Source organism: Kribbella sp. NPDC004138, from assembly GCF_053603655.1.
In genome coordinates this window covers 191,013-216,912 of record NZ_JBSGFZ010000010.1, presented here as the reverse complement: position 1 = coordinate 216,912, position 25,900 = coordinate 191,013, and the positions used below count along the sequence as shown (strand labels likewise).

23 protein-coding genes are annotated in these 25,900 nt (G+C 70.2%); 10 read left to right on the top strand and 13 right to left on the bottom strand.

From position 1 onward, the window contains the following. Positions 1 to 26 precede the first annotated feature (26 nt). The 4 genes from ACWEOO_RS16845 to ACWEOO_RS16830 all read left to right on the top strand — a co-directional run bounded on the left by ACWEOO_RS16845 (position 27) and on the right by ACWEOO_RS16830 (position 4,417). On the top strand, positions 27 to 965 hold the full coding sequence (locus ACWEOO_RS16845; RefSeq protein WP_452143730.1) for a beta-ketoacyl-ACP synthase III: 939 nt from the start codon (positions 27 to 29) through the stop codon (positions 963 to 965). 178 nt (positions 966 to 1,143) lie between these two features. Next, positions 1,144 to 2,238, top strand: coding sequence for a DNA integrity scanning diadenylate cyclase DisA (disA, locus tag ACWEOO_RS16840; protein ID WP_355694744.1), 1,095 nt, complete (start codon positions 1,144 to 1,146; stop codon positions 2,236 to 2,238). A 113-nt stretch (positions 2,239 to 2,351) separates the two neighbouring features. Next, positions 2,352 to 2,924 carry a PadR family transcriptional regulator gene (locus ACWEOO_RS16835; protein WP_452143729.1) on the top strand — a complete coding sequence of 191 codons (573 nt, stop codon included), beginning with the start codon at positions 2,352 to 2,354 and terminating at the stop codon, positions 2,922 to 2,924. Then, complete coding sequence (locus tag ACWEOO_RS16830) at positions 2,900 to 4,417, top strand: DHA2 family efflux MFS transporter permease subunit (RefSeq protein ID WP_452143728.1); 1,518 nt, start codon at positions 2,900 to 2,902, stop codon at positions 4,415 to 4,417. Before ACWEOO_RS16835 ends, ACWEOO_RS16830 begins: the two co-directional genes overlap by 25 nt. Here ACWEOO_RS16830 and ACWEOO_RS16825 read toward each other — a convergent pair. Further along, positions 4,405 to 5,091: a hypothetical protein gene (locus tag ACWEOO_RS16825; RefSeq protein ID WP_452143727.1), complete on the bottom strand. Its 687-nt coding sequence runs from the start codon at positions 5,089 to 5,091 to the stop codon at positions 4,405 to 4,407. The two genes, ACWEOO_RS16830 and ACWEOO_RS16825, sit on opposite strands and share 13 nt — an antisense overlap. A gap of 23 nt (positions 5,092 to 5,114) precedes the next feature. On the opposite strand from ACWEOO_RS16825, the gene ACWEOO_RS16820 reads away from it, so the two are divergent. After that, a complete protein-coding gene (locus ACWEOO_RS16820) occupies positions 5,115 to 6,005 on the top strand; it encodes an A/G-specific adenine glycosylase (protein WP_452143726.1) in 891 nt (296 codons plus the stop codon). A gap of 54 nt (positions 6,006 to 6,059) precedes the next feature. Here the strand turns inward: ACWEOO_RS16820 and ACWEOO_RS16815 are convergent, their stop codons facing one another. From ACWEOO_RS16815 to ACWEOO_RS16790, 6 genes are all read right to left on the bottom strand, one after another. Further along, on the bottom strand, positions 6,060 to 7,010 hold the full coding sequence (locus tag ACWEOO_RS16815; protein ID WP_452143725.1) for a DivIVA domain-containing protein: 951 nt from the start codon (positions 7,008 to 7,010) through the stop codon (positions 6,060 to 6,062). Positions 7,011 to 7,082: 72 nt separating this feature from the next. Beyond that, positions 7,083 to 9,065, bottom strand: coding sequence for a kinetoplast-associated-like protein (locus ACWEOO_RS16810; RefSeq protein ID WP_452143724.1), 1,983 nt, complete (start codon positions 9,063 to 9,065; stop codon positions 7,083 to 7,085). Positions 9,066 to 9,498: 433 nt separating this feature from the next. Beyond that, positions 9,499 to 12,048, bottom strand: coding sequence for an ATP-dependent Clp protease ATP-binding subunit (locus tag ACWEOO_RS16805; RefSeq protein WP_359931982.1), 2,550 nt, complete (start codon positions 12,046 to 12,048; stop codon positions 9,499 to 9,501). A 341-nt stretch (positions 12,049 to 12,389) separates the two neighbouring features. After that, on the bottom strand, positions 12,390 to 12,719 hold the full coding sequence (locus tag ACWEOO_RS16800) for a histone-like nucleoid-structuring protein Lsr2 (protein ID WP_355694755.1): 330 nt from the start codon (positions 12,717 to 12,719) through the stop codon (positions 12,390 to 12,392). Between the two features lie 229 nt (positions 12,720 to 12,948). Beyond that, on the bottom strand, positions 12,949 to 14,469 hold the full coding sequence (gene lysS, locus ACWEOO_RS16795; RefSeq protein WP_452143723.1) for a lysine--tRNA ligase: 1,521 nt from the start codon (positions 14,467 to 14,469) through the stop codon (positions 12,949 to 12,951). 10 nt (positions 14,470 to 14,479) lie between these two features. Beyond that, a complete protein-coding gene (locus tag ACWEOO_RS16790; protein ID WP_452143722.1) occupies positions 14,480 to 15,703 on the bottom strand; it encodes an MFS transporter in 1,224 nt (407 codons plus the stop codon). A 58-nt stretch (positions 15,704 to 15,761) separates the two neighbouring features. On the opposite strand from ACWEOO_RS16790, the gene ACWEOO_RS16785 reads away from it, so the two are divergent. From ACWEOO_RS16785 to ACWEOO_RS16770, 4 genes are all read left to right on the top strand, one after another. Beyond that, on the top strand, positions 15,762 to 16,331 hold the full coding sequence (locus ACWEOO_RS16785) for a helix-turn-helix domain-containing protein (protein ID WP_452143721.1): 570 nt from the start codon (positions 15,762 to 15,764) through the stop codon (positions 16,329 to 16,331). 71 nt (positions 16,332 to 16,402) lie between these two features. Further along, a complete protein-coding gene (locus tag ACWEOO_RS16780) occupies positions 16,403 to 16,849 on the top strand; it encodes an NfeD family protein (protein ID WP_452143720.1) in 447 nt (148 codons plus the stop codon). Beyond that, complete coding sequence (locus tag ACWEOO_RS16775) at positions 16,837 to 17,769, top strand: SPFH domain-containing protein (RefSeq protein WP_452143719.1); 933 nt, start codon at positions 16,837 to 16,839, stop codon at positions 17,767 to 17,769. Before ACWEOO_RS16780 ends, ACWEOO_RS16775 begins: the two co-directional genes overlap by 13 nt. Before the next feature lie 46 nt (positions 17,770 to 17,815). Then, positions 17,816 to 18,484: a DedA family protein gene (locus ACWEOO_RS16770; protein WP_452143718.1), complete on the top strand. Its 669-nt coding sequence runs from the start codon at positions 17,816 to 17,818 to the stop codon at positions 18,482 to 18,484. Here ACWEOO_RS16770 and ACWEOO_RS16765 read toward each other — a convergent pair. After that, positions 18,470 to 19,777, bottom strand: coding sequence for a hypothetical protein (locus ACWEOO_RS16765; RefSeq protein WP_452143717.1), 1,308 nt, complete (start codon positions 19,775 to 19,777; stop codon positions 18,470 to 18,472). The genes ACWEOO_RS16770 and ACWEOO_RS16765 overlap by 15 nt on opposite strands. 122 nt (positions 19,778 to 19,899) lie before the next feature. Here ACWEOO_RS16765 and ACWEOO_RS16760 point away from each other — a divergent pair, with 122 nt between their 5' ends. Continuing rightward, positions 19,900 to 20,460 carry a carboxymuconolactone decarboxylase family protein gene (locus ACWEOO_RS16760; RefSeq protein WP_452143716.1) on the top strand — a complete coding sequence of 187 codons (561 nt, stop codon included), beginning with the start codon at positions 19,900 to 19,902 and terminating at the stop codon, positions 20,458 to 20,460. Here the strand turns inward: ACWEOO_RS16760 and ACWEOO_RS16755 are convergent. The 5 genes from ACWEOO_RS16755 to ACWEOO_RS16735 all read right to left on the bottom strand — a co-directional run bounded on the left by ACWEOO_RS16755 (position 20,448) and on the right by ACWEOO_RS16735 (position 25,716). Beyond that, positions 20,448 to 21,884, bottom strand: a complete 1,437-nt coding sequence (locus tag ACWEOO_RS16755) for a multicopper oxidase family protein (protein ID WP_452143715.1) — start codon at positions 21,882 to 21,884, stop codon at positions 20,448 to 20,450. The two genes, ACWEOO_RS16760 and ACWEOO_RS16755, sit on opposite strands and share 13 nt — an antisense overlap. Positions 21,885 to 21,913: 29 nt before the next feature. Continuing rightward, positions 21,914 to 22,360, bottom strand: a complete 447-nt coding sequence (locus tag ACWEOO_RS16750; protein WP_452143714.1) for a hypothetical protein — start codon at positions 22,358 to 22,360, stop codon at positions 21,914 to 21,916. Positions 22,361 to 22,437: 77 nt separating this feature from the next. Then, on the bottom strand, positions 22,438 to 23,202 hold the full coding sequence (locus ACWEOO_RS16745; RefSeq protein WP_452143713.1) for a type III pantothenate kinase: 765 nt from the start codon (positions 23,200 to 23,202) through the stop codon (positions 22,438 to 22,440). Then, the gene (nadC, locus tag ACWEOO_RS16740) at positions 23,202 to 24,056 is read right to left on the bottom strand and encodes a carboxylating nicotinate-nucleotide diphosphorylase (RefSeq protein WP_452143712.1); all 855 of its coding nucleotides are present in this window, start codon (positions 24,054 to 24,056) and stop codon (positions 23,202 to 23,204) included. The genes ACWEOO_RS16745 and nadC overlap by 1 nt, the downstream gene beginning before the upstream one ends. Next, positions 24,049 to 25,716, bottom strand: a complete 1,668-nt coding sequence (locus ACWEOO_RS16735) for an L-aspartate oxidase (RefSeq protein ID WP_452143711.1) — start codon at positions 25,714 to 25,716, stop codon at positions 24,049 to 24,051. Before ACWEOO_RS16735 ends, nadC begins: the two co-directional genes overlap by 8 nt. Positions 25,717 to 25,900: the final 184 nt, after the last annotated feature.

Genomic DNA, 25,900 nt, shown 5'->3' with positions numbered 1-25,900 from the left:
GTACGTCGATGACCACAGGAGACCTGATGACCGGATCCAGAGTTGTCGCGCTCGGCCACTACCAGCCGGAACGGGTGCTCACCAACGACGAGCTCGCGACCATGGTCGAGACCAACGACGAGTGGATCCAGAGCCGGGTCGGCATCCGCGAGCGCCGGATCGCGGCCCCGGACGAGCAGGTCGACGAGATGGCCTGGCGCGCCGCCGACAAGGCGATCGCGAACGCCGGCCTGGACGTCGCCGAGATCGACTACGTCGTGGTCGCCACCTGCACCGCGATCGACCGGTCGCCGAACATCGCGGCCCGGGTCGCCGCCCGGCTCGGCCTCGGCAACCCGGCCGCCATCGACGTGAACACCGCGTGCTCGGGCTTCGCGTACGCGCTGGCCACCGCCGACCAGGCGATCCGGGCCGGCGCCGCCTCGAAGGCGCTGGTGATCGGCGTCGAGAAGCTCAGCGACTGGACCGACTGGACCGACCGCACCACCTGCGTGCTGATCGGCGACGGCGCGGGCGCCGCGGTCCTGGTCGCCGACGAGGACCCGGGCGTCGGTCCGGTGGTCTGGGGTTCGGTCCCGGAGATGTCCGACGCGGTCCGCATCGAAGGGCGCGAGGGCCCGTTCCAGCAGGAGGGTCTGAGCGTCTTCCGCTGGGCCACCACGCAGCTGCCGGAGATCGCCAAGCAGGTCTGCGAGAAGGCCGGCCTGAAGCCGGAGGAGCTCGGCGGCGTCGTCCTGCACCAGGCCAACCTGCGGATCATCGAGCCGCTCGCCAAGCGCCTCGGCGCGGTCAACGCGGTGGTCGCCAAGGACGTCGTGGAGTCCGGCAACACCTCGGCCGCGAGCATCCCGATCGCGTTGTCGAAACTGGTCGAGAAGCGCGAGATCCCGTCCGGCGCGCCGGTACTGCTGTTCGGATTCGGCGGCGGCCTGTCGTACGCCGGTCAGGTCATCCGCTGCCCCTGACGTGACAGGCGTCGGCCCTCCGACGCCCGGTCCACGCGGGAAACAGGGACTGCACGGTCCGATGCACGGGCGGGTGCACGCGCATTCGCGGCCGCTCGCCGATCGGCGGCGGCCGGACCGGACGAGCCTGCGGATATCGGCGCGTCGGCACGCGCCGGACCGCATAGACTCAGGTTCCGTGGCGGCGAACACGGACAAGAACAGCACCGGCGCCCGGCTCCGCGCGACGCTCGCGGCAGTGGCGCCCGGTACCGAACTACGCGAAGGCCTGGAACGGATCCTGCGCGGCCGGACCGGCGCGCTGATCGTGCTCGGACACGACAAGGCCGTGGACGCGATCTCCACCGGCGGCTTCGAGATCGACGTCGAGTTCACCGCGACCGGGTTGCGCGAGCTCAGCAAGATGGACGGCGCGATCGTCCTGGACCGGGACGCCACCCGGCTGATCCAGGCGGCCGTGCACCTGATGCCGGACCCGTCGATCGTCACCCAGGAGACCGGCACCCGGCACCGCACCGCGGACCGCGTCGCGCGGCAGACCGGGTTCCCGGTGATCTCGGTGTCGCAGTCGATGCACATCATCGCGCTGTACGTCGACGACCAGCGGTACGTGCTCGAGGACTCCGGCGCGATCCTGTCCCGCGCCAACCAGGCCCTGGCCACCCTCGAGCGCTACAAGCTGCGCCTCGACGAGGTGTCCGGCACCCTGTCCGCGCTCGAGATCGAGGACCTGGTCACGGTCCGGGACGTGGCCGCGGTCGCGCAGCGGCTGGAGATGGTCCGCCGGATCGCCACCGAGATCGACGGGTACGTCGTCGAGCTCGGCACCGACGGCCGGCTGCTCACCCTGCAGCTCAACGAACTCGTGGCGGGCGTGGCCGGTGAACGTGAGCTGGTCGTCCGCGACTACCTGCCGCCGGCCACGGGTCGCCGGCCGAAGACCGCGGACGACGTCCTGCTCGAGCTGGACGCCGTGAGCCCGACCGACCTGCTGGACATCGGCCAGGTCGCCCGGGCGCTGCAGCTCGGCGGCGCCGAGCAGCTGGACGCGGCGGTCACCCCGCGCGGCTACCGCCTGCTGGCCAAGGTGCCGCGGCTGCCGGGCGCCGTGATCGACCGGCTGATCGACCACTTCGGCCACCTCCAGAAGTTGCTCGCGGCAAGCATCGACGACCTGCAGACGGTCGAGGGCGTCGGCGAGAACCGGGCCCGCACGGTCCGCGAGGGCCTGTCCCGGCTGGCCGAGTCCAGCATCTTGGAGCGCTACGTTTAGGTCCTAGCCACTGACGGTCACTCGACGCCTCCGGTTCGTGAAGAACCGGGGGCGTCTTGCATTCCTGCCCGCGGCGGCGAATACTCCACATGGAACATTCCGTTTGGAGGATAATGCCCGAGCTGACTCCGTTGGCGATCTCCGTGCTGGCGCTGCTGAACGAGCGGCCGATGCACGCGTACGAGATGTACCAACTGCTGCTGAGCCGCCACAACAACCGGATCGTCAAGGTCCGGCCCGGCTCGCTCTACCACACGGTCGAGCGGCTGGCCGGGCAGCAGTACGTCCGCGCGACCGGCACCGAGCGCGCCGGGAACCGCCCGGAACGGACGACGTACGAGATCACCCCGGAGGGGAACGCGGCGCTCACCCGCCGGGTGGAGAGCGGGCTGGAGAGCTTCGTCTACGAATACCCGCTGTTCCCGGTGGTACTGAGCGAGGCACACAACCTGGAGGCCGACGACGCGGTGCTGCGGCTGCGCCGGCGGGTCGAGGACCTGGACCGCTGGCTGGCCGATGTCGACGAGGCGATCGGCCTCGCGCGGTCCTCCGGCGTACCGGAGCGGTACTGGATGGCCGCGGACTACGTCCGGGGCCAGATCGCGGCCGAGCGCGAGTGGCTCGCCGGCACCGTCGAACGCATCGAGAGCAAGGACTTGGAATGGCTATCCCGCAAGACTCAGTGAAGCCCGAAATCCGGCCGTGGCCGGCGTTGTGGGCGCTGGTGCTCGGCTTCTTCATGATCCTGGTCGACTCCACCATCGTCTCGGTCGCGACCCCGGCGATCCTCGAGGACTTCGGCTCCGACGTCGGCACGGTCGTCTGGGTCACCAGCGCGTACCTGCTCGCGTACGCCGTACCGCTGCTGATCACCGGCCGGCTGGGCGACCGGGTCGGCCCGAAGAAGCTGTACCTGACCGGGCTGGCGCTGTTCACGCTGGCGTCGGTGTGGTGCGGCCTGACGAACACCATCGAGCTGCTGATCGTGGCCCGCGTGTTCCAGGGCCTCGGCGCCTCGATGATGACGCCGCAGACGATGGCGGTGATCACCCGGATCTTCCCGCCGGACCAGCGCGGCCGGGCGATGAGCCTGTGGGGCGCGACCGCCGGCGTCGCCACCCTGGTCGGCCCGATCCTCGGCGGCGTACTCGTCGACAGCCTCGGCTGGCAGTGGATCTTCTTCATCAACGCGCCGGTCGGTGTGGTCGGGTTCGTGCTGGCGATGCGCCTGGTGCCGGACCTGCCGACGCACGAGCACAAGTTCGACCTGATCGGCGTCGTGCTCAGCGCGGTCGGGTTGTTCCTGCTGGTGTTCGGCATCCAGGAGGGGCAGAAGTACGACTGGGGCCAGATCAAGGGCCCGATCACGGTGTGGTCGCTGATCATCGCCGGGCTGGTCGTCCTGGCGGCCTTCGTGTTCTGGCAGTCCCGCACCCGGGGCGAGCCGCTGCTCCCGCTCGGCCTCTTCAAGGACCGGAACTTCTCGCTGGCGAACGTCGCGATCACCACGGTCGGGTTCGCGATCACGGCGATGGCGTTCCCGTTGATGCTGTGGGCACAGGCGGTTCGCGGCCTGACCCCCACCCGGTCGGCGCTGCTGCTGGTCCCGATGGCGGTCATCTCGGGTGCGCTGGCGCCGTTCGTCGGGCGGCTGGTCGACCGGACGCCGCCGCGGTTCATCGCCGGGTTCGGGCTGCTGTGCTGCTCGACGTCGCTGTTCTGGATGAGCCAGGTGATCGAGCCCGACATGCCGATCTGGGAACTGCTGCTGCCGATCGCGCTGCTGGGTGTCGCCAACGGCTTCATGTGGGCGCCGATCGGTACGACGGCCACGCGGAACCTCCCGCTGCACCAGGCCGGCGCCGGGGCCGGCGTCTACAACACGACCCGGCAGGTCGGCGCGGTGCTGGGCAGCGCGAGCATCGCCGTACTGATGGAGTCGCGGCTGGCGCACAACCTGCCGGCGGCGGTCGGCGGGACACCCGCGGGCGAAGGGTTCTCGGCCGGACAGCTGCCCGCGATCATCCGGCCCGGGTTCAGCGACGCGATGGCACAGTCACTGGTGCTGCCGGCACTCGTGCTGCTGATCGGCCTGGCCGCCGCATTGATGTTCACCGCGCCCAGCCACCTGAAGAAGCAGCCCGCCGAGTCGGCCCAGCCGGCTGATCAGACCACCTGAAACGCCTGCAGGCTCGACAAGCGGCCGTCGTACTCGGCCTTGACGACATAGGTTCCGGGCTTGGCGACCGGTTGACCCGGCAGACAGCCAGGCCTGGACCGACGTCCGTTCCAGGGCACGGTGACGGCCGCTTGTTTGCCCTTGGCAACGACGAGGGTGGCGGTCTGGATCACCTTGTCGCACTGGGTTGTGCTCCAGATCAGGTCCTGGCCGGACGTCACCGTGACCGTCAGCTTGTCGGCGTTGACGGTCGCCTTGCAGCCCTCGTCGACCGGGTTCAGCTGGACGACGAAGTTCAGCACCGAGCCGGAGACGATCTTCCGGTTCGCGGGCAGGGCCGCGACGGTCAGGTCCGAGCCCTCACAGGGCTGGTCGCCGCGCGGCGTGGTCTTCGTCGGCTTCGGCGTCGGGGACGCCGTCGTCGTCCCGGACCCCGTGCTCTGCCCGGTGCTCTGCCCGGTGCTCGGGGTCGGCGTCGGGGTGGAGACCGGCGCGGCGCCGGTCGGGTTCGGTTGCGGGTCCGACGAGGCGGCGTTCTTGGTGTCGTCGCCACCGCCGGCGAACAGCCGGGAGATCAGGATGACAAGGACGACGACGACCGCGAGCACAAGTCCGCGCCGGAACCAGTAGACGCTGGCGGGCAGGTGCCCGACCGGACGGAGCAGGCTGCTCATAAGCGCACTCTAATATCGGCCTTGTGCAGGACCACTCAGGCTCGCCGTTGGCCATCCATGACCCAGTGCTGAGCTGGTACGACGCGAACGCGCGGGATCTGCCGTGGCGGGAGCCCAGCGCCGGCGCGTGGGCCGTGATGGTCAGCGAGTTCATGCTGCAGCAGACACCGGTGAACCGGGTGCTGCCGGCGTACCGGCGCTGGCTGGAGCGGTGGCCGAAGCCGGTGGACCTGGCCGCAGAGGCTCCTGGTGAGGCTGTGCGGGCCTGGGACCGGCTCGGGTACCCCAGGCGCGCCCTGCGCCTGCACGCGGCCGCTCAGGCGATTGTGGAGCGTCACGGCGGTGAAGTGCCGGACGACCACGACGCCCTGCTCGCACTGCCCGGAGTCGGGACCTACACGGCCGCCGCGATCGCGTCCTTCGCGTTCGGTCAACGGCACGCGGTCGTCGACACGAACGTCCGCCGGGTCCTCGCCCGGGCCCTGACCGGCGTCGCCCAGCCGAGCATCTCCCCCACCGCGGCCGACCAGCGGCTCGCCGTCAGCGCCCTGCCCGCCGACCGGACCACAGCAGCCCGGTGGGCGGTGGCGTCGATGGAGCTCGGCGCTCTCGTCTGCACCGCCCGGACGCCGCGCTGTGCCGACTGCCCGATCCGGTCCCGGTGCGCCTGGGTCCTCGCCGGAAGCCCGCCGTACGACGGCCCGCCGCGGCGCGGCCAGACGTACGAAGGCACCGACCGCCAGGCCCGCGGCCGGCTCCTGGCCGTCCTGCGGTCCGCGTCGGCGCCGGTACCGAAGTCCAACCTGGACGCTTCCTGGCCCGACGCCGCCCAGCGCGAACGCGCCCTCGACGGACTGGTTGCCGACGGCCTCGTCGAGCCCCTCGCACGCGGTCGCTACCGCCTGCCGGGCTGACACACCAAGAAGCCGGCTCGAAGGTCTCGAGCCGGCTTCTTGAATGGTGGTACTTCAGTTCTTCTTGCTGCCGGTGGTGGCGTCCTGCTCGTCGTCGGCCAGCAGGTCGAGCGGCATCGCCGGCTGGCCGGACAGCGTCGCCAGCATCTGGCGGACGTTGGTCAGCTGCGCGTTGATGCTGTCCCGGCGCTGCGTCGCGGCCGCGAGCTCACGCTCGGACTCGGCACGGATCCGCTCGGCCTTGTCCTTCGCGGCGGCGACGATCTCCTGGGCCTGCCGGTTCGCGTCGGCCAGCTGCTGCTGGGACAGCCGCTCGGCCTCGGAACGCGACCGGTCGGCCTCCCGCTGCACCTGCGCGGCGCGGTCGGTGACGGCGGCCAGCTGCTGCTCGGCCAGCGCCGTGCGGGCGGCGAACTCCTGCTCGACCTTGCCCCGGCGCTCGGCCAGGGTGGTCTCGAAGGCGGCCGCGGCCTGAGCGGACTTGGCCCGCTCCTGCTCGTACAGCGCCTGGGCCTCGCTGCGGCGCGCGGTCGCGTCGCGCTCGGCCTCGTCGCGCATGTCGTCGGCCTGGGTCCGGGCTTCCTCGAGGATGCGGGCAGCCTCGGCGTCGACCTCGCTCTTCCAGTCCAGGGAGTACTGCTCGGCCTCCTTGCGGACCTTCTTCGCGTGCGCCTCACCGTCGGCGACGATCGCCTCCGCGTCGGTGCGGGCGCGGGTCACCAGGTCGCGGGCCTCGTCGTCGGCCAGCGACAGGATCTTCGCGACCCGCTCGCCGAACTCGGTGAACGTCGGCGTGCGGTCCTTGGAGTCCTCCTGGGCGGAGATGACGGCCGCCTCCGCAGCGTCCGTGCGGGACTGCAGCTCCTGGACGTGCCGCTGCAGCTGCTCGGACTGCTGCTGCAACGCGGTCAGGGAGGTGGTCAGCTCACGGATGTGCTGATCCACCTGGGCAGGCTCGTAGCCACGCAGAACGGTACGGAACGGGGTTGGGCTTTCACTGCTCATGTTTTCCGATGCTCACTTCGATGGGTGGGTGGATCACACATTGTCACTGACAAGGATCTGACTGTCACGTCCTCATCCTGATTCCCCCGTGGAACCCTCACTGGAAGACATTCCACCACCTGGGCGGAACCCCGGTACAGCGAGTGCCTCGATCACACCCGAAAGCTGGGTGAGCTCCTTGGTGATCTCATCACGGCGCTGGTTCAGCGCCGCGACCCTCGCCTCGGCGTCGGCGAGAAGTTTTCGGGCCTGGGCACGCAGGGTGTCGGCGTGCTCGCGGGCCTGGGCCTCGAGCTGCTGGGCCTCGGCGCGGGACTTGCGGATCAGCTCGTGCGACTGGCGCTGCGCCGCGGACAGGTCGTTGGCGGCGCGCTCCCGCAGGACCTGGGTGCTCGCCTCCGCCTCGGCCTCACGGCGGTTCGCCCGCTCGATGATCTCCTGCGCGTCCTGCGCGGCGGACGTCCGCAGCCGGTCCGCCCGGGCCTGCGCCTGGGAAGTGACCTTCTCGGCCTCCTGCTTGGCCGAGGCCAGCGTCGACTCGGCCTGCTCGCCGGCCGAGTACAGCGTGGTCTCGGCGAGCTGGGTCAGCTCGGCGTTCTCCCGGGCGATCGCTTCCTGGGTCTGCTTGAGCCGGCTGGTCGACCGGCCGACCACGCGCCGCAGGTGCGCGCGCTTCTGCTTCAGGTACTTGTCCGCGTCGGCGGCGGCCTGCCCGCGGATCGACTGCGCCTCGGACTCCGCGGCGGCGATCAGATCGTCGACGGTCTTCCGGCTCCACAGCGTCTGCTTCTCGGCCTCGGCCAGCGCCGCCTCGGCCGCCTTGTTCGCCTCCTCGACGATCCGGTGCGCCTCGGCCGCGGCCGTCCGGCGGTCCGCCTCGATCGAGTCCACGACGAGCTTGGCCTGGGCCCGGGCGTCGGCCATCAGCCGCTCGTTGCCGGCCTCGGTCTCGGCCTTGCGCTCGGCGATCTCCGCGACCGCCTCGGCCCGCAGCTTGTCGATCTCCAGCGAGATCGCGGCCAGCTTGGCCCGCTCGGTCTCCTCCAGCTCCGCCGTCCGGCGTTCCAGCTCGGTGCGGTTCTCGCCGCGCAGCCGCTCGAGCTCGGCATGGGCCTCGGCGATCTCGACGCGGGACCGCTCGCGAGCCGTCTCGACCTCGCGCTCGACCGCGGCCCGCAGCTCGCTCGCCTCGGTCTCGGCCCGGGCGATCAGATCGGCCTCGTTGCGGACGGCGGCCTGGGACACCAGGGCGGCCTGCTCACCGGCGTCGGCGACCAGTTGCTGCGCCTCCCGACCGGCCCGGTCGACCATCGCCTGCGCCGACTCGCGGGCCAGCTGGGCCTCTTCGAGCAGGTCGTCGGCCTCCTCCCGCAGCCGGGCGGCCTCGCTCTCGGCGGCCGCGAGCCGCCGGTCCGCCGCCGCCTGGGACTCGACCCGCAGCTTCTCGGCGGTCGCCTCGCTCTCGGCGCGCAGCCGGTCGGCCGCCTGCTCCGAGTCGGCGCGGCGCCGGGCCACCTCGTCGGCGACCATCGCCCGGAGCTGCTCGGCGGCGGACTCCGACTCGACCTTCAGCCGCTCCGCGATCGCGGCCGCCTCCCGGCGCACCCGCTCGGCCTCGGCGGTCGCCTCGGAGGTCAGCTTCTCGGCCGCGGCGGCGGCATCCCGCCGGACCCGCTCGGCGTCGGCGGTGGACTCGGCGCGGAGCCGGTCCGCGGCTTCCTCGGCCTCGGAGCGGACCCGCTCGGCGTCGGTGGTGGACTCGGCACGGAGTTGCTCGGCGGCCCGCTCGGCGTCGTTCAGGACGCGCTGGGCGGCCGTCATCGCGTCGGTCCGGAGCTTCTTCGCGGCGGCCTCGGCGTCGGCCTTCAGCCGCTCGGTCTCGGTGCGGGTCCGGCTCGCCTCGTCGCGGGCGAGATCGTTCTCGTGCTCGGCCTGCTCGCGGAGTGTGTCGGCGATCCGCTGGGCCCGCTCGAGCACCCCGCCCGCCTGCCGCACGCCAAAGGAACCGGTGTCGGCGACCGGTTCCTGGGTCAGCGGCAGACGCGGCGCGTCCATGCGACGAGATGATTCCATTCCCGGCCCCCTTTCCGACAGTCCGGGTCCGAACAGCGTGCTCACAGGGTTAACAACGCGGTAGACAGGCGGTAGGTAACTGCTTCATCAGCAGTCGCGCGATCTTCCCATCGAACCGAAGGCAGACGGAAGCCATCTGGGCACCGAAATGATCACGCTCCGCAGGACGATACGACCAATCAGTAGCATCCACGCAACTCAGGCGTGTCTTCCGTACGCCGGACCCCACCGCAGTACTCCACCACCGCTCCGCCCCCACTCACCCCCGCCCCCGCCCCGCGCTCGCCGAGTCGTGGCAATCGGCGACCCCCCGCGCCGCCGAGCCATTCGCCACGCCTCGGCGAGCGGGTGTGGACGTGCGAGACGCTCGGGCGGGGGTGCCGTCCGAGCGTCTCGTGTGGTGGTCGGTGTGGGGTTAGGTGTCCTGGAGACCGGTGCTGCCGGTGGAGCCGCCGGTGGTCAGGTCGGTGAGCTCCAGGTCGGACGTCGAGGACTTCTGGTTACCGGTGAAGGTGAAGTACTCGGTCAGGCCGTCGTCGTTGACCGTACCTTCCGGCGCGGCATCGACGAGCACGATCTGGCCGGGACGCAGGTCCCCGAACAGGATCTTCTCGGCCAGCACGTCCTCCACGTCGCGCTGCAGTGCGCGGCGCAGCGGGCGGGCGCCCAGGACCGGGTCGAAGCCGCGCTTCGCGACGAGTTCCTTCGCCGCCGGCGTGAGCTCGATGCCCATGTCCTTGTCCTTCAGGCGCTGCTCGATCTGCGCCACCATCAGGTCCACGATCCGGACGATGTCGTCCATCGTGTGCTGGTGGAAGACGACGATCTCGTCCACGCGGTTCAGGAACTCCGGCCGGAAGTGCTGCTTCAGCTCCTCGGTGACCTTCGCCTTCATCTTCTCGTACGAACCCGCGACGTCGTTCGCCTGGGAGAAGCCGAGGGAGACCGACTTCGCGATGTCCTTCGTGCCCAGGTTGGTGGTCATGATGATCACGGTGTTCTTGAAGTCGACCACGCGGCCCTGGGCGTCGGTCAGACGACCCTCGTCCAGGATCTGCAGCAGCGAGTTGAAGATGTCCGGGTGGGCCTTCTCGACCTCGTCGAACAGCACCACGCTGAACGGCTTGCGGCGCACCTTCTCGGTCAGCTGGCCACCCTCTTCGTAGCCGACGTAGCCAGGAGGCGAACCGAACAGCCGGGAGGCCGTGTGCTTCTCCGAGTACTCCGACATGTCGAGGCTGATCAGCGCGTTCTCGTCGCCGAACAGGAACTCGGTCAGCGCCTTCGACAGCTCGGTCTTACCGACACCGGACGGGCCGGCGAAGATGAACGAGCCGCTCGGGCGACGCGGGTCCTTCAGGCCGGCGCGAGTCCGCCGGATCGAGCGGGACAGCGCCTTGACCGCGTCTTCCTGGCCGATGTAGCGCTTGTGCAGCTCCTTCTCCATGTCCAGCAGCCGCGAGGACTCCTCCTCGGTCAGCTTGAACACCGGGATGCCGGTCGCGGTGCTGAGCACCTCGGCGATCAGCTCCTCGTCGACCTCGGCGACGACGTCCATGTCGCCGGCCTTCCACTGCTTCTCACGCTCGGACTTCGCGTTGATCAGCTTCTTCTCGTCGTCGCGCAGCCGCGCGGCGCGCTCGAAGTCCTGCGCGTCGATCGCCGATTCCTTCTCCCGGCGCACGGTCGCGATCTTCTCGTCGAACTCGCGCAGGTCCGGCGGCGCGGTCATCCGGCGGATCCGGAGCCGGGCGCCGGCCTCGTCGATCAGGTCGATCGCCTTGTCCGGCAGGAACCGGTCCGAGATGTACCGGTCGGCCATCTGCGCGGCGTTCACCAGCGCGGCGTCGGTGATCGTCACCCGGTGGTGCGCCTCGTACCGGTCGCGGAGGCCCTTGAGGATCTCGATCGTGTGCGCGATCGAGGGCTCGGCCACCTGGATCGGCTGGAAACGGCGCTCCAGCGCGGCGTCCTTCTCGACGTACTTGCGGTACTCGTCGAGGGTGGTGGCGCCGATGGTCTGCAGCTCACCGCGGGCCAGCATCGGCTTCAGGATGCTCGCCGCGTCGATCGCGCCCTCGGCCGCACCGGCCCCGACGAGGGTGTGGATCTCGTCGATGAACAGCACGATGTCGCCGCGGGTGCGGATCTCCTTCAGCACCTTCTTCAGGCGCTCCTCGAAATCGCCGCGGTAGCGCGAACCGGCCACCAGGGCGCCCAGGTCGAGGGAGTAGATCTGCTTGTCCTTCAGCGTCTCCGGGACATCACCGCGGACGATCTGCTGGGCCAGACCCTCCACGATGGCGGTCTTGCCGACGCCCGGCTCACCGATCAGGACAGGGTTGTTCTTGGTCCGCCGGGACAGCACCTGCATGACCCGCTCGATCTCGGTCTCGCGCCCGATCACCGGGTCGAGCTTCGCCTCACGAGCGGACTGGGTGTAGTTCCGGCCGAACTGGTCGAGCACCAGGGAGCTGCTGGGCGCGCCCTCGGTGGGCGCACCGCCGGCGGCGGTGGTCTCCTTGCCCTGGTATCCGCTCAGCAGCTGGATGACCTGCTGCCGGACCTTGTTCAGGTCCGCACCGAGCTTGACCAGGACCTGCGCGGCGACACCCTCACCCTCGCGGATGAGGCCGAGCAGGATGTGCTCGGTGCCGATGTAGTTGTGGCCCAACTGCAGGGCCTCACGCAGGGAGAGCTCCAGCACCTTCTTGGCGCGGGGGGTGAACGGGATGTGCCCGCTCGGTGCCTGCTGCCCCTGGCCGATGATCTCCTCGACCTGGGAACGAACGGCCTCGAGCGAGATACCCAGGCTCTCGAGAGCCTTGGCGGCGACACCCTCACCCTCGTGGATCAGGCCGAGCAGGATGTGCTCGGTCCCGATGTAGTTGTGGCTGAGCATCCTGGCCTCTTCCTGTGCCAGGACGACTACCCGACGGGCGCGGTCCGTAAATCGTTCAAACATCGCCAAAGCGCTCCTTGCCTCAGAGGAGTCGGACGTGCCGTGGTGGCCGACCCCCGTACATGCATGCTAGTCCCCGGTGCCGACAGGCTCGCTCTCGGCGAACACCCGATCACGCGTCCATCGGCCCTCAGGTCGGCATCACAAGGGAACAACCGCACTGATCACCAGCGTGTTCCCGGTTCACCGCGATCCGACAGCTTGTTCGCCACCAGCGAATTCCGCCGAACTACCTGCCGACTCAGCAATCGCATCCGACACGCCGTGTCCCACTCTGTGAAACAACCGGAATGCGGACGGTCCCGACACCCGAAGCGGGTGCCGGGACCGGCGGCAGCTGGAAATTACTTGGCTTCGTTGTACGCCGCGCGCACCTCGGCCGAGATCCGGCCGCGCTCGCTGACCTCGTAGCCGTTCTCCTTCGCCCAGGCCCGGATGTCCGCGGAGTCCGAGGCCGACCGGCCACGGCCCCGCGCCCGGCCGGTCGCGCCGCGGCGGCCGGCCACCCGGCGGCCGGAGCCGACATACGCGGCGAGGGCGTCGCGCAGTTTGGCGGCATTCTTCTTGGACAGGTCGATCTCGTACGTCGTTCCATCCAGCCCGAAGGTCACGGTCTCGTCGGCCTTACCGCCGTCGAGATCGTCCTCGAGAACCACCTGCACCCTTTGCGCCATCGATGACAACCTTTCCGCGCCCGCCATCGGGCACAATCCCCCTGCCGAATTGTTAGCACCTGATTTGTACCGCACAAACCAGGCACTTGTCATTCATCGACGCTGCGCATCCTCGGTTACCTTGAGTATTCGCCCGGTTCGAACCGGCCCGTCCGGAATGAATTCGGACCCTGGATTTGCGAAGGCCGTCCGTTGTGCTACGCAACGACCTGCACGGGGATTGCCGGAATCACTCCGGACGGAGCAACGGGAACAGAATCGTCTCCCGGATACCCGTCCCGGTGAGCAACATCACCAAGCGGTCCAGGCCCATCCCCATCCCGCCGGCCGGCGGCATCCCGAATTCCATCGCGCGCAGGAAGTCCTCGTCGAGATCCATCGCCTCCGGGTCGCCCGCGGCGGCCAGCAACGACTGCTCCACCAGGCGATCGCGCTGGATCACTGGGTCGTTCAGCTCCGAGTACGCGACCCCGAGCTCGACCCCGTTGAAGAACAGGTCCCAGGCCTCGACCAACCCCGGAATTTCCCGGTGCGGCTTCGCCAGCGGCCGCGCCGACTCCGGATAGTCGCGGACAAAGGTGGGCTGGATCAGCGTGTGCTCGCAGAGCTTCTCGAACAAGTCGACGGCGATCTCCCCGGCATTCCGGCCCGGCTGCAGCTCGACGTCGTGCTGCTCGGCCAACTTCGTCAGACTCGCCAGGTCGGTGCTCGCGTCGACACTCTCCCCGACCGCTTCCGAGAGCAGCCCGAAAAGCGTCGCGTGCTGGAACGGCTGCTCGATGTCGATGACCGATCCGTCGCGCCCGGTGACCGTCGTCCGGCCGATCGCGCGGCCGGCGTTCCGGATCAGCTCCTGGATCAGCTCGGCCATCGTGTCGTAATCGCCGTACGCCTCGTACGCCTCGATCATCGAGAATTCCGCCGAGTGCGTGGAGTCCAGCCCCTCGTTGCGGAACGTGCGGCCGATCTCGTAGACCCGGTCGACGCCGCCGATCATCGCCCGCTTGAGATCGAGCTCGAGCGCGATCCGCAGCTTCATCTCCTGGTCGAACGCGTTCAGGTGGGTCGAGAACGGCCGGGCCGCGGCGCCGCCGTTGGTCAGCTGCAGCACCGGCGTCTCGACCTCGACGAAGCCGCGCTCGTCGTACGTCGCCCGCAGCGCCTTCAGGACGGCCGCCTTCGCGCGGACCATCTCGCGCGCCTCGGGCCGCACGATCAGGTCGACGTACCGCATCCGGACACGGGCCTCTTCGCTGAGCGGCTTGTGCTCGTTCGGCAGCGGGCGGAGCGTCTTCGCGGCCATCTGCCACGTGGTCGCCTGCACGGACAGCTCACCGCGCCGGCTGGTGATCACCTCCCCCTGGACCGACAGCAGGTCGCCGATGTCGACGAGCTGCTTGAACCGGGCCAGCTCCTCCTCGCCGAGGTCGGCCAGCGACAGCATCACCTGCAGCTCGGTCCCGTCACCCTCGCGGAGCCGGACGAAGCAGAGCTTGCCGGTGTTGCGCAGGAAGATCACCCGGCCGGCCACCGAGACCTGCTCACCGGTCCGCGTGTCGGGCTCCAGGTCCTGCGCGTCGTACTTGGCCCGAAGGTCCTTCAGCAGGTGCGTCCGCGGCACCGAGATCGGGTACGGCGGCACTCCTTCGGCCAGCAGCCGGTCACGCTTCTCCCGGCGGACCCGCATCTGCTCGGGCAGGTCGTCCTGCCCGCTGTCGGGGTTCACCGGGTCCACGTGTGCATCAGTCATGCCCCAAAGGCTAGTGACTGACCGCCTCCAGCTCCGAATCCTTTGTTCCGGCCGTGCTCCGGGCGACGAGGGCGCCGATCACCGCGGCGGCCGCCGCGCACGCCAGTCCACAGGTCACGAACGTGCCTCGCGGACCGAGCACCGCACCTGCCAGACCGCCCAGCAGCATCGCGAGAATGCTGAACGACCGGACCGTGCCGTTCAGGGCCGCGATCACCCGGCCGCGGACCGTCTCCGCCGACCTGGTCACCACCAGCGCGTTGGCGGCCGCGTTCAGCAGCCCGCTGCCGACGCCGATCGCGGTGGCGCCGATCATCAGCGTGACGAGGTTCCCGGCCAGCCCCATCAGCACACTCGACCCGCCGATGGCCGCCATCCCCACGACGACTCCGGCGGCCCTGGACCGGTCACCGTTCAGCCGGCCGCTATACCAGGCGCCGAGAATCGCCCCGGCACCGGTCGCCGCGCCCGCCGCGCCGTACAGGGAAGGACCGAGACCGAGTTCGCCGGTGATCAGGAAGACCTCCACGACGTTGACCGCCTCGCCGGCGACCACGAACAGCCAGATCGCCGGCACGAGAACGCGCAGCAGGTCGTCACCGAAGATCGCGCGCAGGCCGGCCGACACCCCGCCGCCCTCGTCGGCGCTGCCTGGCTCCGGCCGCCGACGGGTCTGGACCAGTTGGGCGACGAGCACCAGGACCAGGAAGGTCCCGGCGTCGACGAGCAGGGCGCCACGGGTCCCGGCCCAGCCCACCAACACACCACCGGCCGCCGAACCCGCCAGCATCGCGACCCCGATCAGGGCCTGACTCGTCCCGGTGGCGCGACCGACGAGATCCTCGCCGACGATCCGCGGGATCAGCGCCCCCCAGGCAGGCCCGGCGACAGCTTGGCCGACCTGCAGCACACAGACCAGCGCCAGCGTGTGGACCAGGTCGTGCACGAGGGCAAGCCCGACCCCGGCGACCACCTGCAGCAGCCCTGACCAGACCAGAACCGTCCGCGAGTCGAAGCCGTCCACGATCCGCCCGGCGAACGGAATCATCGCGACGGTCGGCACGGCGAACGCGAGCAGCAGGGCGGTGATCGCGGCCGGGCCGTGACCTTCGGAGACGCGCAGCATCAGCGCGATCAGCGCGATGGAGTCGCCCGCGAACGACAGCGCGCGGGCGGGCAGTACGAGCCGGATGTCCCGGTGCGACCAGATCGAGGTCTGAAGTATTTGCTTCATAGTTATGAAGTTAATGCTTCACGTTTTCATCCGTCAAGGGGTTCGCTACGCTGACGTCGTGGCCAAGCAGAAGCCCGCGGTGGTGATCACCGATCCGCACGCGATCCGCGCCCTGGCGCACCCGGCGCGGCAGCGGGTCATCGACGAGCTCTACAACGGCCAGGTGCTGACCGCGACCGAGTGCGCCGAGATCGCCGGGCTGACGCCGTCGGCGATGAGCTACCACCTCCGCGCGCTGGAGAAGTGGGGCATCATCGAGCGCGCCGAAGAGACCGCCGACGGCCGCGAACGGCCGTGGCGGGCCCGGGCGGCGAGCCTGCGGATCGACTCGCAGAGCGGCGGCGCCGGGCGACTGGCGGGCCAGGCGATCATGCGGACCGCCGTGGACGGGGTCCTCGAGCAGTTCGCGGAGATGGCCGAGGACGATCCGTGGGACGACGTCAGCTCGCTGAGCCGCTCCCGGTTGTGGCTGACCCACGAGGAAGCCCAGCGGTTCGGCAAGGAACTCAACGACCTGGTCGACCGGTACAAGGAGAACCGGACGCAGGCCGATCATCCGGCCGGTGCGCGCCAGGTCAGCTCGCTGATCGCCGTCGTACCGATCGGGAAGGCCCCGAAGGGCGACTGAACCGTTAGCTGCCTCCGGGCGTATCCAGGAGTACCTTCGAAGCAGAGGGTTATCTCCGCCGGGTGGTCGTCATGCAGTCCTGGGTCCTGTGGTTGATCGTCGCCGCCGTCCTCGGCTCGGCCGAGTTGATGACAGCGACCTTCGACCTGCTCCTGCTCGCGATCGCCGCGCTCGCCGCGGCCGGAATCGGGGCGCTCGGACTCGGCATCGGCTTCCAGGTGCTGGCGTTCACCGTCACCGCCGCCGCGATGGTCACGCTGGTCCGCCCGATCGCGCGCCGGCACCTGACCGGTCACCCGAAGCTGCGCACCGGCGTCGCCGCGCTGATCGGCCGGGAGGCCGTCGTGCTCGCCGCCTGCGACCGGGACGCCGGGCTGGTCCGGATCGGCGGCGAGGAGTGGAGCGCACGCTCCTACGACCCGCACCTGCACATCCCCGCGGGCACCCGGGTCGACGTCTTCGCGATCGAGGGGGCCACCGCCCTCGTGCATCCCCAGGAGGAACCATGGCCGAACTGATCATCGGACTGGTCGCCGCGCTGCTCGCCGTCGTCCTGGTCCTGCGGACGGTACGGATCGTGCCGCAGGCCCGGGCCAGCAACGTCGAGCGCCTCGGCCGGTACCTGCGCACGCTCGAACCCGGGCTGAACATCGTGATCCCGTTCGTCGACCGCCCCCGGCATCTGATCGATCTGCGCGAGCAGGTGGTCTCGTTCGAGCCGCGGTCGGTGATCACCGAGGACAACCTGGTCGTCCACATCGACACGGTGCTGTACTTCCAGGTGACCGATCCGCGCGCGGCGGCGTACGAGATCTTCGACTACATCCAGGCGATCGAGCAGCTCACCGTGACCACGTTGCGCAACGTCATCGGGTCGCTGGACCTGGAGAAGGTGCTGACCTCGCGCGAGCACATCAACTCGACACTGCGCGGCGTCCTCGACGAGGCGTCCGGCAAGTGGGGCATCCGGGTGAACCGGGTCGAGCTGAAGGGCATCGAGCCGCCGGCGTCGATCAAGGAGTCGATGGAGAAGCAGATGCGGGCCGAGCGCGAGAAGCGGGCCGCGATCCTGGCCGCCGAAGGCCAGCGGCAGTCCAAGATCCTCACCGCGGAGGGCGAGCGGCAGGCCGCGATCCTGCGCGCAGAGGGGCAGGCAAAGGCGATCGACACGGTGTTCGAGGCGATCCACCGCAACGACCCGGACCCGAAGCTGCTCGCGTACCAGTACCTGCAGATGCTCCCCGAACTCGCCAAGGGGCCCGGCAACACGTTCTGGGTGATCCCCTCCGAGGTCACGACCGCACTGCAGAACGTCACCAAGGCGTTCAACGGCGAGGTCCCCATGGTGGCGCCGCAGGTGCCGCCCCAGGTGCCGCCCCAGGTGCCGTCCGAGGTGCCGTCGGACAACGGCCACAACCCTGAAATCTCCCGGGGATAGTTGCCCGGTCACCAAATCGGTTGTCCCACGATGTCACTATGGGTGCATGGGGGAACCTCTGCTGATCGCGCAGGCGATCGCCATCCCGTCCGGGGTGGCCGTCCTGGCGTACCTGGTGGTCGGACTTGTCATCGGCGTGGAGAGCATGGGGGTGCCGCTGCCCGGTGAGACCACGCTGATCGCCGCCGCGCTGCTCGCGTCGCAGCAGCACCATCTGAAGATCGAGTTCGTGATCCTGGCCGCGGCGGTGGGCGCGATCGTCGGCGACTCGATCGGCTACTTCATCGGGCGCAAGGCCGGCCGCCGGCTGTTCGAACGGCTCGGCCGCCGCTTCCACCACTTCTCCGAGGACCGGATCGTGCGGGCCGAGAAGTACTTCCACAAGTACGGCGTCTGGACGGTGTTCTTCGGCCGCTTCGTCGCCCTGCTGCGGATCTTCGCGGGCCCGATGGCCGGCATGCTGCGGATGCACTACCCGCGGTTCCTGGCCGCGAACGCCGCCGGCGGCATCGTCTGGGCGACCACGATCGGCGTCGTCGCGTACAAGATCGGCGACAACGCCGACCGGATCTTCGGCCGGGTCTCGGTCGCCGCGCTGATCGCGGTCGGCGTCGCGGTGGTCGTGCTGTACGTCGTCCGCAAGGTCCGCAAGCGCCGCCGGGAGCAGACCGAGGCGCTCGACGTCGCCCCGGCGGTCGAGTCAGCGGACGTGTAGCGCCAGCTGCGGCGTGGTGGTCCCGTCCATCGGCCGGCCGAACATCATCGCGCCGGGAATCACGAACCGGTAGACGAAGTCGCCCGGCTGCGCCGCCTTGAACGCCAGCGCCGCCTGGCCGCGGCGCATCGGCAGCGCCTTGGAGTCCACCCACCGCCGGGTCTGCCGGTTCCACGCCTGGAGCATCACGGTCGTGTTCATGGCCGGCTTCACCGCCACCGACACGGTCACCGTCGAGCCGCGCGCGACCGCGGTGTCGCCGCCGGCGAAACCGGCCGACGCGACCCGGACGACGCTCTTCGTGTACGCCGGCCTGCTGGTCGACGTCCCGGTCAGCATCCCGCCCTTGACGTACTCCGGAACGATGATCTTGTACGGGCGGCTGCCGCCGGTCGGCACCGCGATGTCGTAGTACCCGCCGCCCGTCGTCGACCCGCGCGCGGCCGGCGTCCACCGGGCACCGGGCGCGACCTGGGTCAGCACCACGACCGGTACGCCGGCCGGCGTCGCGCGCTTGCTCGTGCACGGCGACTCGAGGTCGCAGCCGACCTGGTGCAGGATGACCCGCCCGCGGATCCGGATCGGCACACTGAACTGGGCCAGCGCCGGGACGGCCGCGTTGATCGAACTGGTCAGCCCGAGCACCTGCCCGCCGGCCCGGGTGCTCCACTCGTTCTGGGTGCGCAGCTGGAAGACGTACGGCGGTTTGACGCTCTTGACCACCTGCCGGTTCGAGGTCGTCGCCGGGCCGATCACCTTGAGCATCTGACCGGGCCGCCCGATCATCGGCACGTACCGCTGGGTCTTGTTGCCCTTCACGTCCAGCGGATCGTTCGGGGTGAAGTCCTGCGGCGCGGCCGGCACCGACCACCTGACCAGGATCCCGCGACCCTGCGGCGCCACCGCGGCCGCGGTCGGCAGCACCGGCCCGTCGGTGTCGAACACCGGCGACCTGGTCAGATCGCTCGTCACCCCGCCCTGCGACGTCCCGGTCGCCACGGCGATCTTGTAGTTCCCGTCCGGCGGGAACGCCGAGGTCGGGATCTCCCACCGGTTCGGATCGCCGGCCGGGATGTACTTCACGTACGACGGGCTCTCGCTGAGCACGCCCTCGATCGTGATCCGGTTCGGCTGGGCGGTGTCCTTCCAGGTCACCACCACCGCCGGCCGCCCGTTCGGCGCCCAGGCGACGGCGACGTCGGTCGGCGCCGGGTCCGAGGCGCAGGCCGTCAGCGAGACGGCCCCGGCCACCATCGCCAGCGCCACGGCGAGCACCCGCCGCATTCCGCCCATCCCTCGTCTCCTCACGACCGACCGGGTGAACCATACCCAGTCCCAGGTGCCCTTTCCCCAGGACCGTTGCCGGATCGGTACCCCCCATTTACCGTGAGGTGAGCCACTGAGGGGGAACCACGATGGCATTCATCGAGACGCCGAGCGATCCGGAGCTGTTCGAGGCGAACCGGGCGCCGGCCGGGCACGTGCCCAACTACGTCCACGCGTTCGCGGCACGGCCCGCGGTCTACGAGGCCTGGAAACAGCTCAACGGCGCGATCAAGGAGTCCATGGACCTGCGCCGCTACGAGCTCGCCACGCTGGCCGCCGCGACCGCGCTGAAGTCGAGCTACTGCAGCCTCGCGCACGGGCAGGTGCTGGCCGACAAGTTCTACACCGCCGAGGAAGTCGTGGCGCTGGTGGAGGAGCCTCCGAACGACCCGGTCGACCGCGCGGTGATGGCGTTCGCGCGGAAGGTCGCGCTCGCCGCCGACACGGTCACGCAGGCCGATGTCGACGAGCTGCGGGCGCTCGGCCTGTCGGACGCCGACGTGCTCGACGTCGTCCTGGCCGCCGCGGCGCGGTCCTTCTTCTCCAAGACCCTCGACGCCACCGGCACCCAGCCGGACTCGGCCTTCAAAGGCCTGCCCGACACGCTGCGTGCGGCGCTGACGGTCGGCCGCCCGATCTACTCGGGCTGATTGTCCGGCGCGCCGCCGAGGTGGTACCCGGTCGTGACACCGGCGTACATCAGGTGCGTCACCAGGCCTTGCGCGGCGTGCGGGAGGTTGTGGCAGTGGTCCATCCAGATCCCCGGGTTGTCGGCCACGAACGCGACCTCGTAGGTCTCCTTGTCCTCGACGTTGAGGGAGTCCGTCCACCACGGACTCCCGGTCGCGCGCACCCCGTCACGGCTCAGGACGACGACGTGATGGCCGTGCAGGTGCATCGGATGGACCTGACCGGAGGTGTTCGCGATCGTCATCCGGACCACGTCGCCCTCGCTGACCACGAACATCGGCACGTCCGGGAACTGATGCCCGTTGATCGTCCACCACAGCCCGGGCTTGCCGTCGAAGAACCCGATCCGCCGGCCGATGCCGTACCGGAACGAGCGGGTGGCCTTCGCCGGATCGAACCCGAGTGGTCGCGGCGATCCGTAGCTCAGCAGGTCGACCCGTTCGCGCGGCTCGGTCCCGGCCGGTGCGTCGCCGTCCCCGATCACCAGCGTCGTCGGTCCTCCGCCGAGGCCGATCCGGACCGCTTTCGCCGTCGGCACCTCGAGGTCGATCCGGCCGCCCGCCGTGACTAGCACCGACTTCCCGCTCACCTCGGTCGGTCCGTTCACGTCGGTCCCGTCGACCGCGACCACCTTGTACGGCGCGCCATCGACCCAGACCGCCAGCGGCCCGTTGTCGGTGTTGATCAGCCGGACGCGTGCGATCGGGCCCGGCGCCTGCATCCGCCGTTCGCCGTACTCGCCGTTGACCGTGCGAACCTTGTCGTAGGTGTGGACCGCGGCGACCACGTCCGTCGGCGTCGGCTGTACGACCAGGACGCCGTACAGGCCCTTCCGCACCTGCTCGTGCGACACCTGGTGCGAGTGGTACCAGTACGTGCCGGTGTCCTTCGCCACGAAGCGGTACACGAACGACTGGCCGGGTCTGACGGCGTCCTGCGTGACACCCGCGACACCGTCCTCGGCGTTCGGTACGTCGACACCGTGCCAGTGCAAGGTGATGCCGTCGGCAACGTTCTCGTTGCGCAGCGTGACCTGCACCAGATCGCCTTGTTTCGCGACGATCCGGGGACCGGGCGATGTGTGGTTCAGCGTGTACCCGTCCGTGGACCCGCGACCTGGGATGTCGAAGCGCTCCTGGCGCGCCACCAGATCCACGACGACGTCGGGCTTCTGGTCCACGGGACCCGTCAGCTGACGGACGTCCGTGCCGTGATGGTCGCGCGCGGTCGCCGGCCCGCCGCCGTAGTCGGCGTACCCCATCGCCATCGGTGAGAGGTCGTTCGGGATCAGGCTCCGCTGCCAGAAGAACCCGAGCGGCGCGAGCACGACGATCGTCGCGACGATCGCGATCAGCGCACGCCGAGGCGGCGGCCGCAGGGTCACGGCCGCCGCCCGTCAGTTGCCAACGGCATCTACGGCGTGGTCTCGGTGGTCGTGGCCGGAGCCTCGGCGGCCACCGGGGCCGGTCCGGCCGCGCGCCGCGAGGCCAGCCCCGCGACCGCGAGCAGGGCGAACGCGTTCAGCCCGTGCAGCGCGCCGATGACCGGTGCGCCGAAGGAGGCGGCGGCCAGCCCGAACTGCAACGCGACCAGGCCGAAGACGTAGAGCGCCCACCGGACGCCGCCGTCGACCTTCGCGAAGAACGAGACGATCAGCAACAGGATCGCGAGCAACGGGATCACCGCGCTGCCGACGATGGTGTGGATCATGTGCCCCGCGTTGGCGTCGGAGTCCTTCGTGAACACCAGGCCGTCGTCGACGTCCTTGATGACCGTGAACCACGCGAGGGCGATCGCCATCGCCTGGACCACCACACCGATCGCCACGAGCCCGGCCAAGACACGGTAAACAGACCTCATACTTCCCCCATCCCCCTGAACTCACCCTGGGCTCATAGTGAGCCAGGTCACGTCAAGGGCACAAGAGGTTGTCGGGGTCAGCCGTGGTTGCGGGCGAAGGCCTGATACAGGCCGCGCAGGGTCAGCAACGGTTCGTCGCGGACCGGCGTCCCGAGTTGGCCGGCGAGCAGCGGCGCGAGCGCACCGGTGAGGACGACCGGGAGGTCTTCGTCGAGCGACTGCTCGGTCCGGATCCGCGCGACCAGGCCGTCGACCAGCGCGGCGAAACCGTGGATCGCGCCGGACTGCAGGGCCTCCACGGTGTTCTTCGCGACCACCGAGCGCGGCCGGACCAGCTCGACGCGGCGCAACTGCGCGGCCGCCTCGCCGAGCGCGTCGGTCGCGGTTTCGATGCCCGGGGCAATCACTCCGCCGACGAAGGCGCCAGCCGGGTTGACCACGTCGATCGTGATCGCCGTACCGACGTCGACGACCAGGCAGGGCGCGCCGTACAGCGTCACCGCCGCCAGCGCGTTCGCGATCCGGTCCGTGCCGACCTCGCGCGGGTTGTCCACCAGCACCGGCAGCCCGGTCTTCACGCCGGGCTCGACGACGACGCTCGGCACCCCCTGGTAGTAGCGCGCCACGACGTCGCGTAGTTCGTGCAACACGTGCGGTACGGCGGAGGACACGGCGATCCCGGACACCGGCAACTCACCCGTGAGCAGGCCCTGCAGCAGCACGGCCCACTCGTCCGCCGTCCGCCGCGGATCGGTCCCGACCCACCAGTGCCGCTTGACCGTGCCCTCGAACACCAGGCCGACCAGCGTCCTGGTGTTCTCGACGGCCACGGCCAGCAACATCAGGACTCCTTCAGGTCCAACGCGATGTCGAGCACCGGCGCGGAGTGCGTCAGCGCGCCGATCGCGAGGTAGTCGACGCCGGTCCCGGCGACCGCGCGCGCCTTGTCCAGCGTCAGCCCGCCGGAGGCCTCGAGCTTCGACCGGCCGGCCACCTTCTCGACCGCCTCCCGCAGCAGCGGGACGTCCATGTTGTCCAGCAGGATCAGCTCGGCGCCGGACTCGACCGCGATCAGGGCGTCCTCGACCGAGTCCACCTCGACCTCGATCGAGATCTCCGGGTACGCCTTGCGGACCAGCCGGAACGCCTCCGCGACGCCGCCGGCCGCGATCACGTGGTTGTCCTTGATCAGCGCGGCGTCGGACAGGCCCATCCGGTGGTTCTTCCCGCCGCCGCAGCGGACGGCGTACTTCTCCAGGGACCGCAGCAGCGGCATCGTCTTGCGGGTGTCGCGGATCACCGCGCCGGTGCCGTCGACCTCGTCCACCCAGCGCCGGGTCAGCGTCGCGACGCCGCTCAGGTGGCAGAGCAGGTTCAGCGTGGTGCGCTCGGCGGTGAGCAGCTGCCGGGTCTTGCCACGCACCGTCATCAGCACGTCACCGCGCCGTACCGAGGCGCCGTCGCGGACCGTGAACTCGAGCTCGATCTCGTCCGGCGCGGCGACCTGACGCAGCACCAGCTCCGCGATCTCCAGACCGGCCACCACACCGTCGGCACGGGCGACCAGCTCGGCGACCGAGACCTGATCCGGGTCGACCGTGGCGGTGGTCGTCACGTCGACGCCTCCGGCCAGGTCCTCCTCGATGGTGGCCCGCACGAGGTCACCGACCCACTGGCGGTCGACTGTCTCATCCATGCCGGTCATTCTCCTCGGATTCGCGCGGAACAAACGTGGTCCGCGGCACAGCCTGCTCGGCCACCGCCGGCAGGGTCAGGTCCAGGCTTCCGGACCAGTGCAGATCATCGCGGTCCGGGTGGTCCTCCCGCCAGTGCGCGCCGCGGCTTTCTTCGCGCGCGGTCGCGGCGGCGATCAGGGCGGAGGCGACCGTCACCAGGTTCGTCGCCTCCCAGCCCGGGGTCCCGGGCTCGCCGGCCGGCTGCTCGATCAGCTTGCCGATCACCGCACCCGCCTCGGAGAGGCCGGACGCGCTCCGGATCACGCCGGCGCCGACGGTCATCGCCCGCTGCACCTCGGGGACGGCGTCCGCGTCGACGAGCCCCGCCGTACGGCGGTCCACGACCGGCTCGCGCCGCGCGGGCAGGCCGTCGGCGAGGTGCGCGGCGATCCGGCGGGCGAAGACGAGCCCTTCGAGCAACGAGTTCGAGGCCAGCCGGTTGGCGCCGTGGACGCCGGTGCAAGCGACCTCACCGCAGGCGTACAGGCCGGGCACCGAGGTCAGGCCGTTCAGGTCGGTCCACACGCCGCCGGACGAGTAGTGGCAGGCGGGCGCGACCGGGATCAGTTCGCGGACCGGGTCGATACCGTGCGACCGGCAGGACGCGAGAATGGTCGGGAACCGCACCCGCCACTTCTCGTCGCCGAAGTGCCGGGCGTCCAGGTACACATGATCCTTGCCGGTGGCAAGCATCTGGCGCATGATCGCCTTCGCCACGATGTCGCGCGGCGCGAGGTCGGCGAGCTCGTGCTGGCCCTGCATGAACCGCTTGCCGGTGTGGTCGACGAGGAACGCGCCTTCACCGCGGACCGCCTCGGACACCAGCGGCTGCTGGCCTTTCGCGCTCTTGCCCAGCCAGAGCACGGTCGGGTGGAACTGCACGAACTCCAGGTCCCGCACCTTCGCGCCGGCCCGCAGCGCGAGTGCCATGCCGTCGCCGGTGGACACGCTCGGATTGGTCGTTGCCGCGTACAACTGCCCGAGTCCGCCGGAGGCGAGGATGACCACTCTGGTCCGGATCGCGCCGACACCGTCGAGCTGGCCTTCGCCCATCACGTGCAACGTGACGCCGGCGATCGCTCCGTCGGCCGCGGTCAGCAGGTCGAGGACGAGGGCGTGCTCGATCAGCCGGATGTCCTTGGCGCGCTTGACCGCGGCGACCAGGGCGCGCTCGATCTCGGCGCCGGTCGCGTCGCCGCCGGCGTGCGCGATCCGGTTGCGGTGGTGGCCGCCCTCGCGACCGAGCGAGATCTCGCCGTCGGCCATCGTGTCGAAGCGCGCGCCCAGCTCGATCAGGTCGCGGACGGCGTCCGGTCCCTCGGTGACGAGCACCCGGACGGCCTCCGGGTCGCTCAGCCCGGCGCCCGCCACGAGCGTGTCCTGCAAGTGCTCCTCGGGTGAGTCCTCCGGGTCGAGGGCGGCGGCGATGCCGCCCTGCGCCCACTGCGTGGAGCCGGAGGCGACGACGTCCTTCGTCACCACCAGCACGGAACCCAGCTCGCGAGCCTTGAGCGCGGCGGTCAGTCCGGCGACCCCGGAACCGATCACCACCACGTCGACGGTGTCCGTCCAGCCAGGTTCGGGCGCGGCGAGCCGTTGCGGGACCGCGGGTCCGGTCACGGGGCCTCCCGCCCTGGACTGAGGAGCGCAGGGAGCCCGGTCCTGGGGCCTCCCGGTCTGGACTGAGGAGCGGAGGGAGCGCAGCGACCGGAGCGACGAGGGAAGACCGGGAGTTCCAGCCCCAGGGCCCGTCGCGACGGAGTCGCGACATTCAGCACAGCGACCGAAGCGACGAGGGAAGGGC

Bases quoted from the DNA above. Each gene is read 5' to 3' on its own strand.
- ACWEOO_RS16845 (WP_452143730.1), top strand. From the start codon at position 27: ATGACCGGATCCAGAGTTGTCGCGCTCGGCCACTACCAGCCGGAACGG.
- ACWEOO_RS16835 (WP_452143729.1), top strand. From the start codon at position 2,352: ATGCCCGAGCTGACTCCGTTGGCGATCTCCGTGCTGGCGCTGCTGAAC.
- ACWEOO_RS16830 (WP_452143728.1), top strand. From the start codon at position 2,900: ATGGCTATCCCGCAAGACTCAGTGAAGCCCGAAATCCGGCCGTGGCCG.
- ACWEOO_RS16825 (WP_452143727.1), bottom strand. From the start codon at position 5,091: ATGAGCAGCCTGCTCCGTCCGGTCGGGCACCTGCCCGCCAGCGTCTAC.
- ACWEOO_RS16815 (WP_452143725.1), bottom strand. From the start codon at position 7,010: ATGAGCAGTGAAAGCCCAACCCCGTTCCGTACCGTTCTGCGTGGCTAC.
- ACWEOO_RS16810 (WP_452143724.1), bottom strand. From the start codon at position 9,065: ATGGACGCGCCGCGTCTGCCGCTGACCCAGGAACCGGTCGCCGACACC.
- ACWEOO_RS16805 (WP_359931982.1), bottom strand. From the start codon at position 12,048: ATGTTTGAACGATTTACGGACCGCGCCCGTCGGGTAGTCGTCCTGGCA.
- ACWEOO_RS16800 (WP_355694755.1), bottom strand. From the start codon at position 12,719: ATGGCGCAAAGGGTGCAGGTGGTTCTCGAGGACGATCTCGACGGCGGT.
- lysS (WP_452143723.1), bottom strand. From the start codon at position 14,469: ATGACTGATGCACACGTGGACCCGGTGAACCCCGACAGCGGGCAGGAC.
- ACWEOO_RS16790 (WP_452143722.1), bottom strand. From the start codon at position 15,703: ATGAAGCAAATACTTCAGACCTCGATCTGGTCGCACCGGGACATCCGG.
- ACWEOO_RS16780 (WP_452143720.1), top strand. From the start codon at position 16,403: ATGCAGTCCTGGGTCCTGTGGTTGATCGTCGCCGCCGTCCTCGGCTCG.
- ACWEOO_RS16775 (WP_452143719.1), top strand. From the start codon at position 16,837: ATGGCCGAACTGATCATCGGACTGGTCGCCGCGCTGCTCGCCGTCGTC.
- ACWEOO_RS16770 (WP_452143718.1), top strand. From the start codon at position 17,816: ATGGGGGAACCTCTGCTGATCGCGCAGGCGATCGCCATCCCGTCCGGG.
- ACWEOO_RS16765 (WP_452143717.1), bottom strand. From the start codon at position 19,777: ATGGGCGGAATGCGGCGGGTGCTCGCCGTGGCGCTGGCGATGGTGGCC.
- ACWEOO_RS16760 (WP_452143716.1), top strand. From the start codon at position 19,900: ATGGCATTCATCGAGACGCCGAGCGATCCGGAGCTGTTCGAGGCGAAC.
- ACWEOO_RS16750 (WP_452143714.1), bottom strand. From the start codon at position 22,360: ATGAGGTCTGTTTACCGTGTCTTGGCCGGGCTCGTGGCGATCGGTGTG.
- ACWEOO_RS16745 (WP_452143713.1), bottom strand. From the start codon at position 23,202: ATGTTGCTGGCCGTGGCCGTCGAGAACACCAGGACGCTGGTCGGCCTG.
- nadC (WP_452143712.1), bottom strand. From the start codon at position 24,056: ATGGATGAGACAGTCGACCGCCAGTGGGTCGGTGACCTCGTGCGGGCC.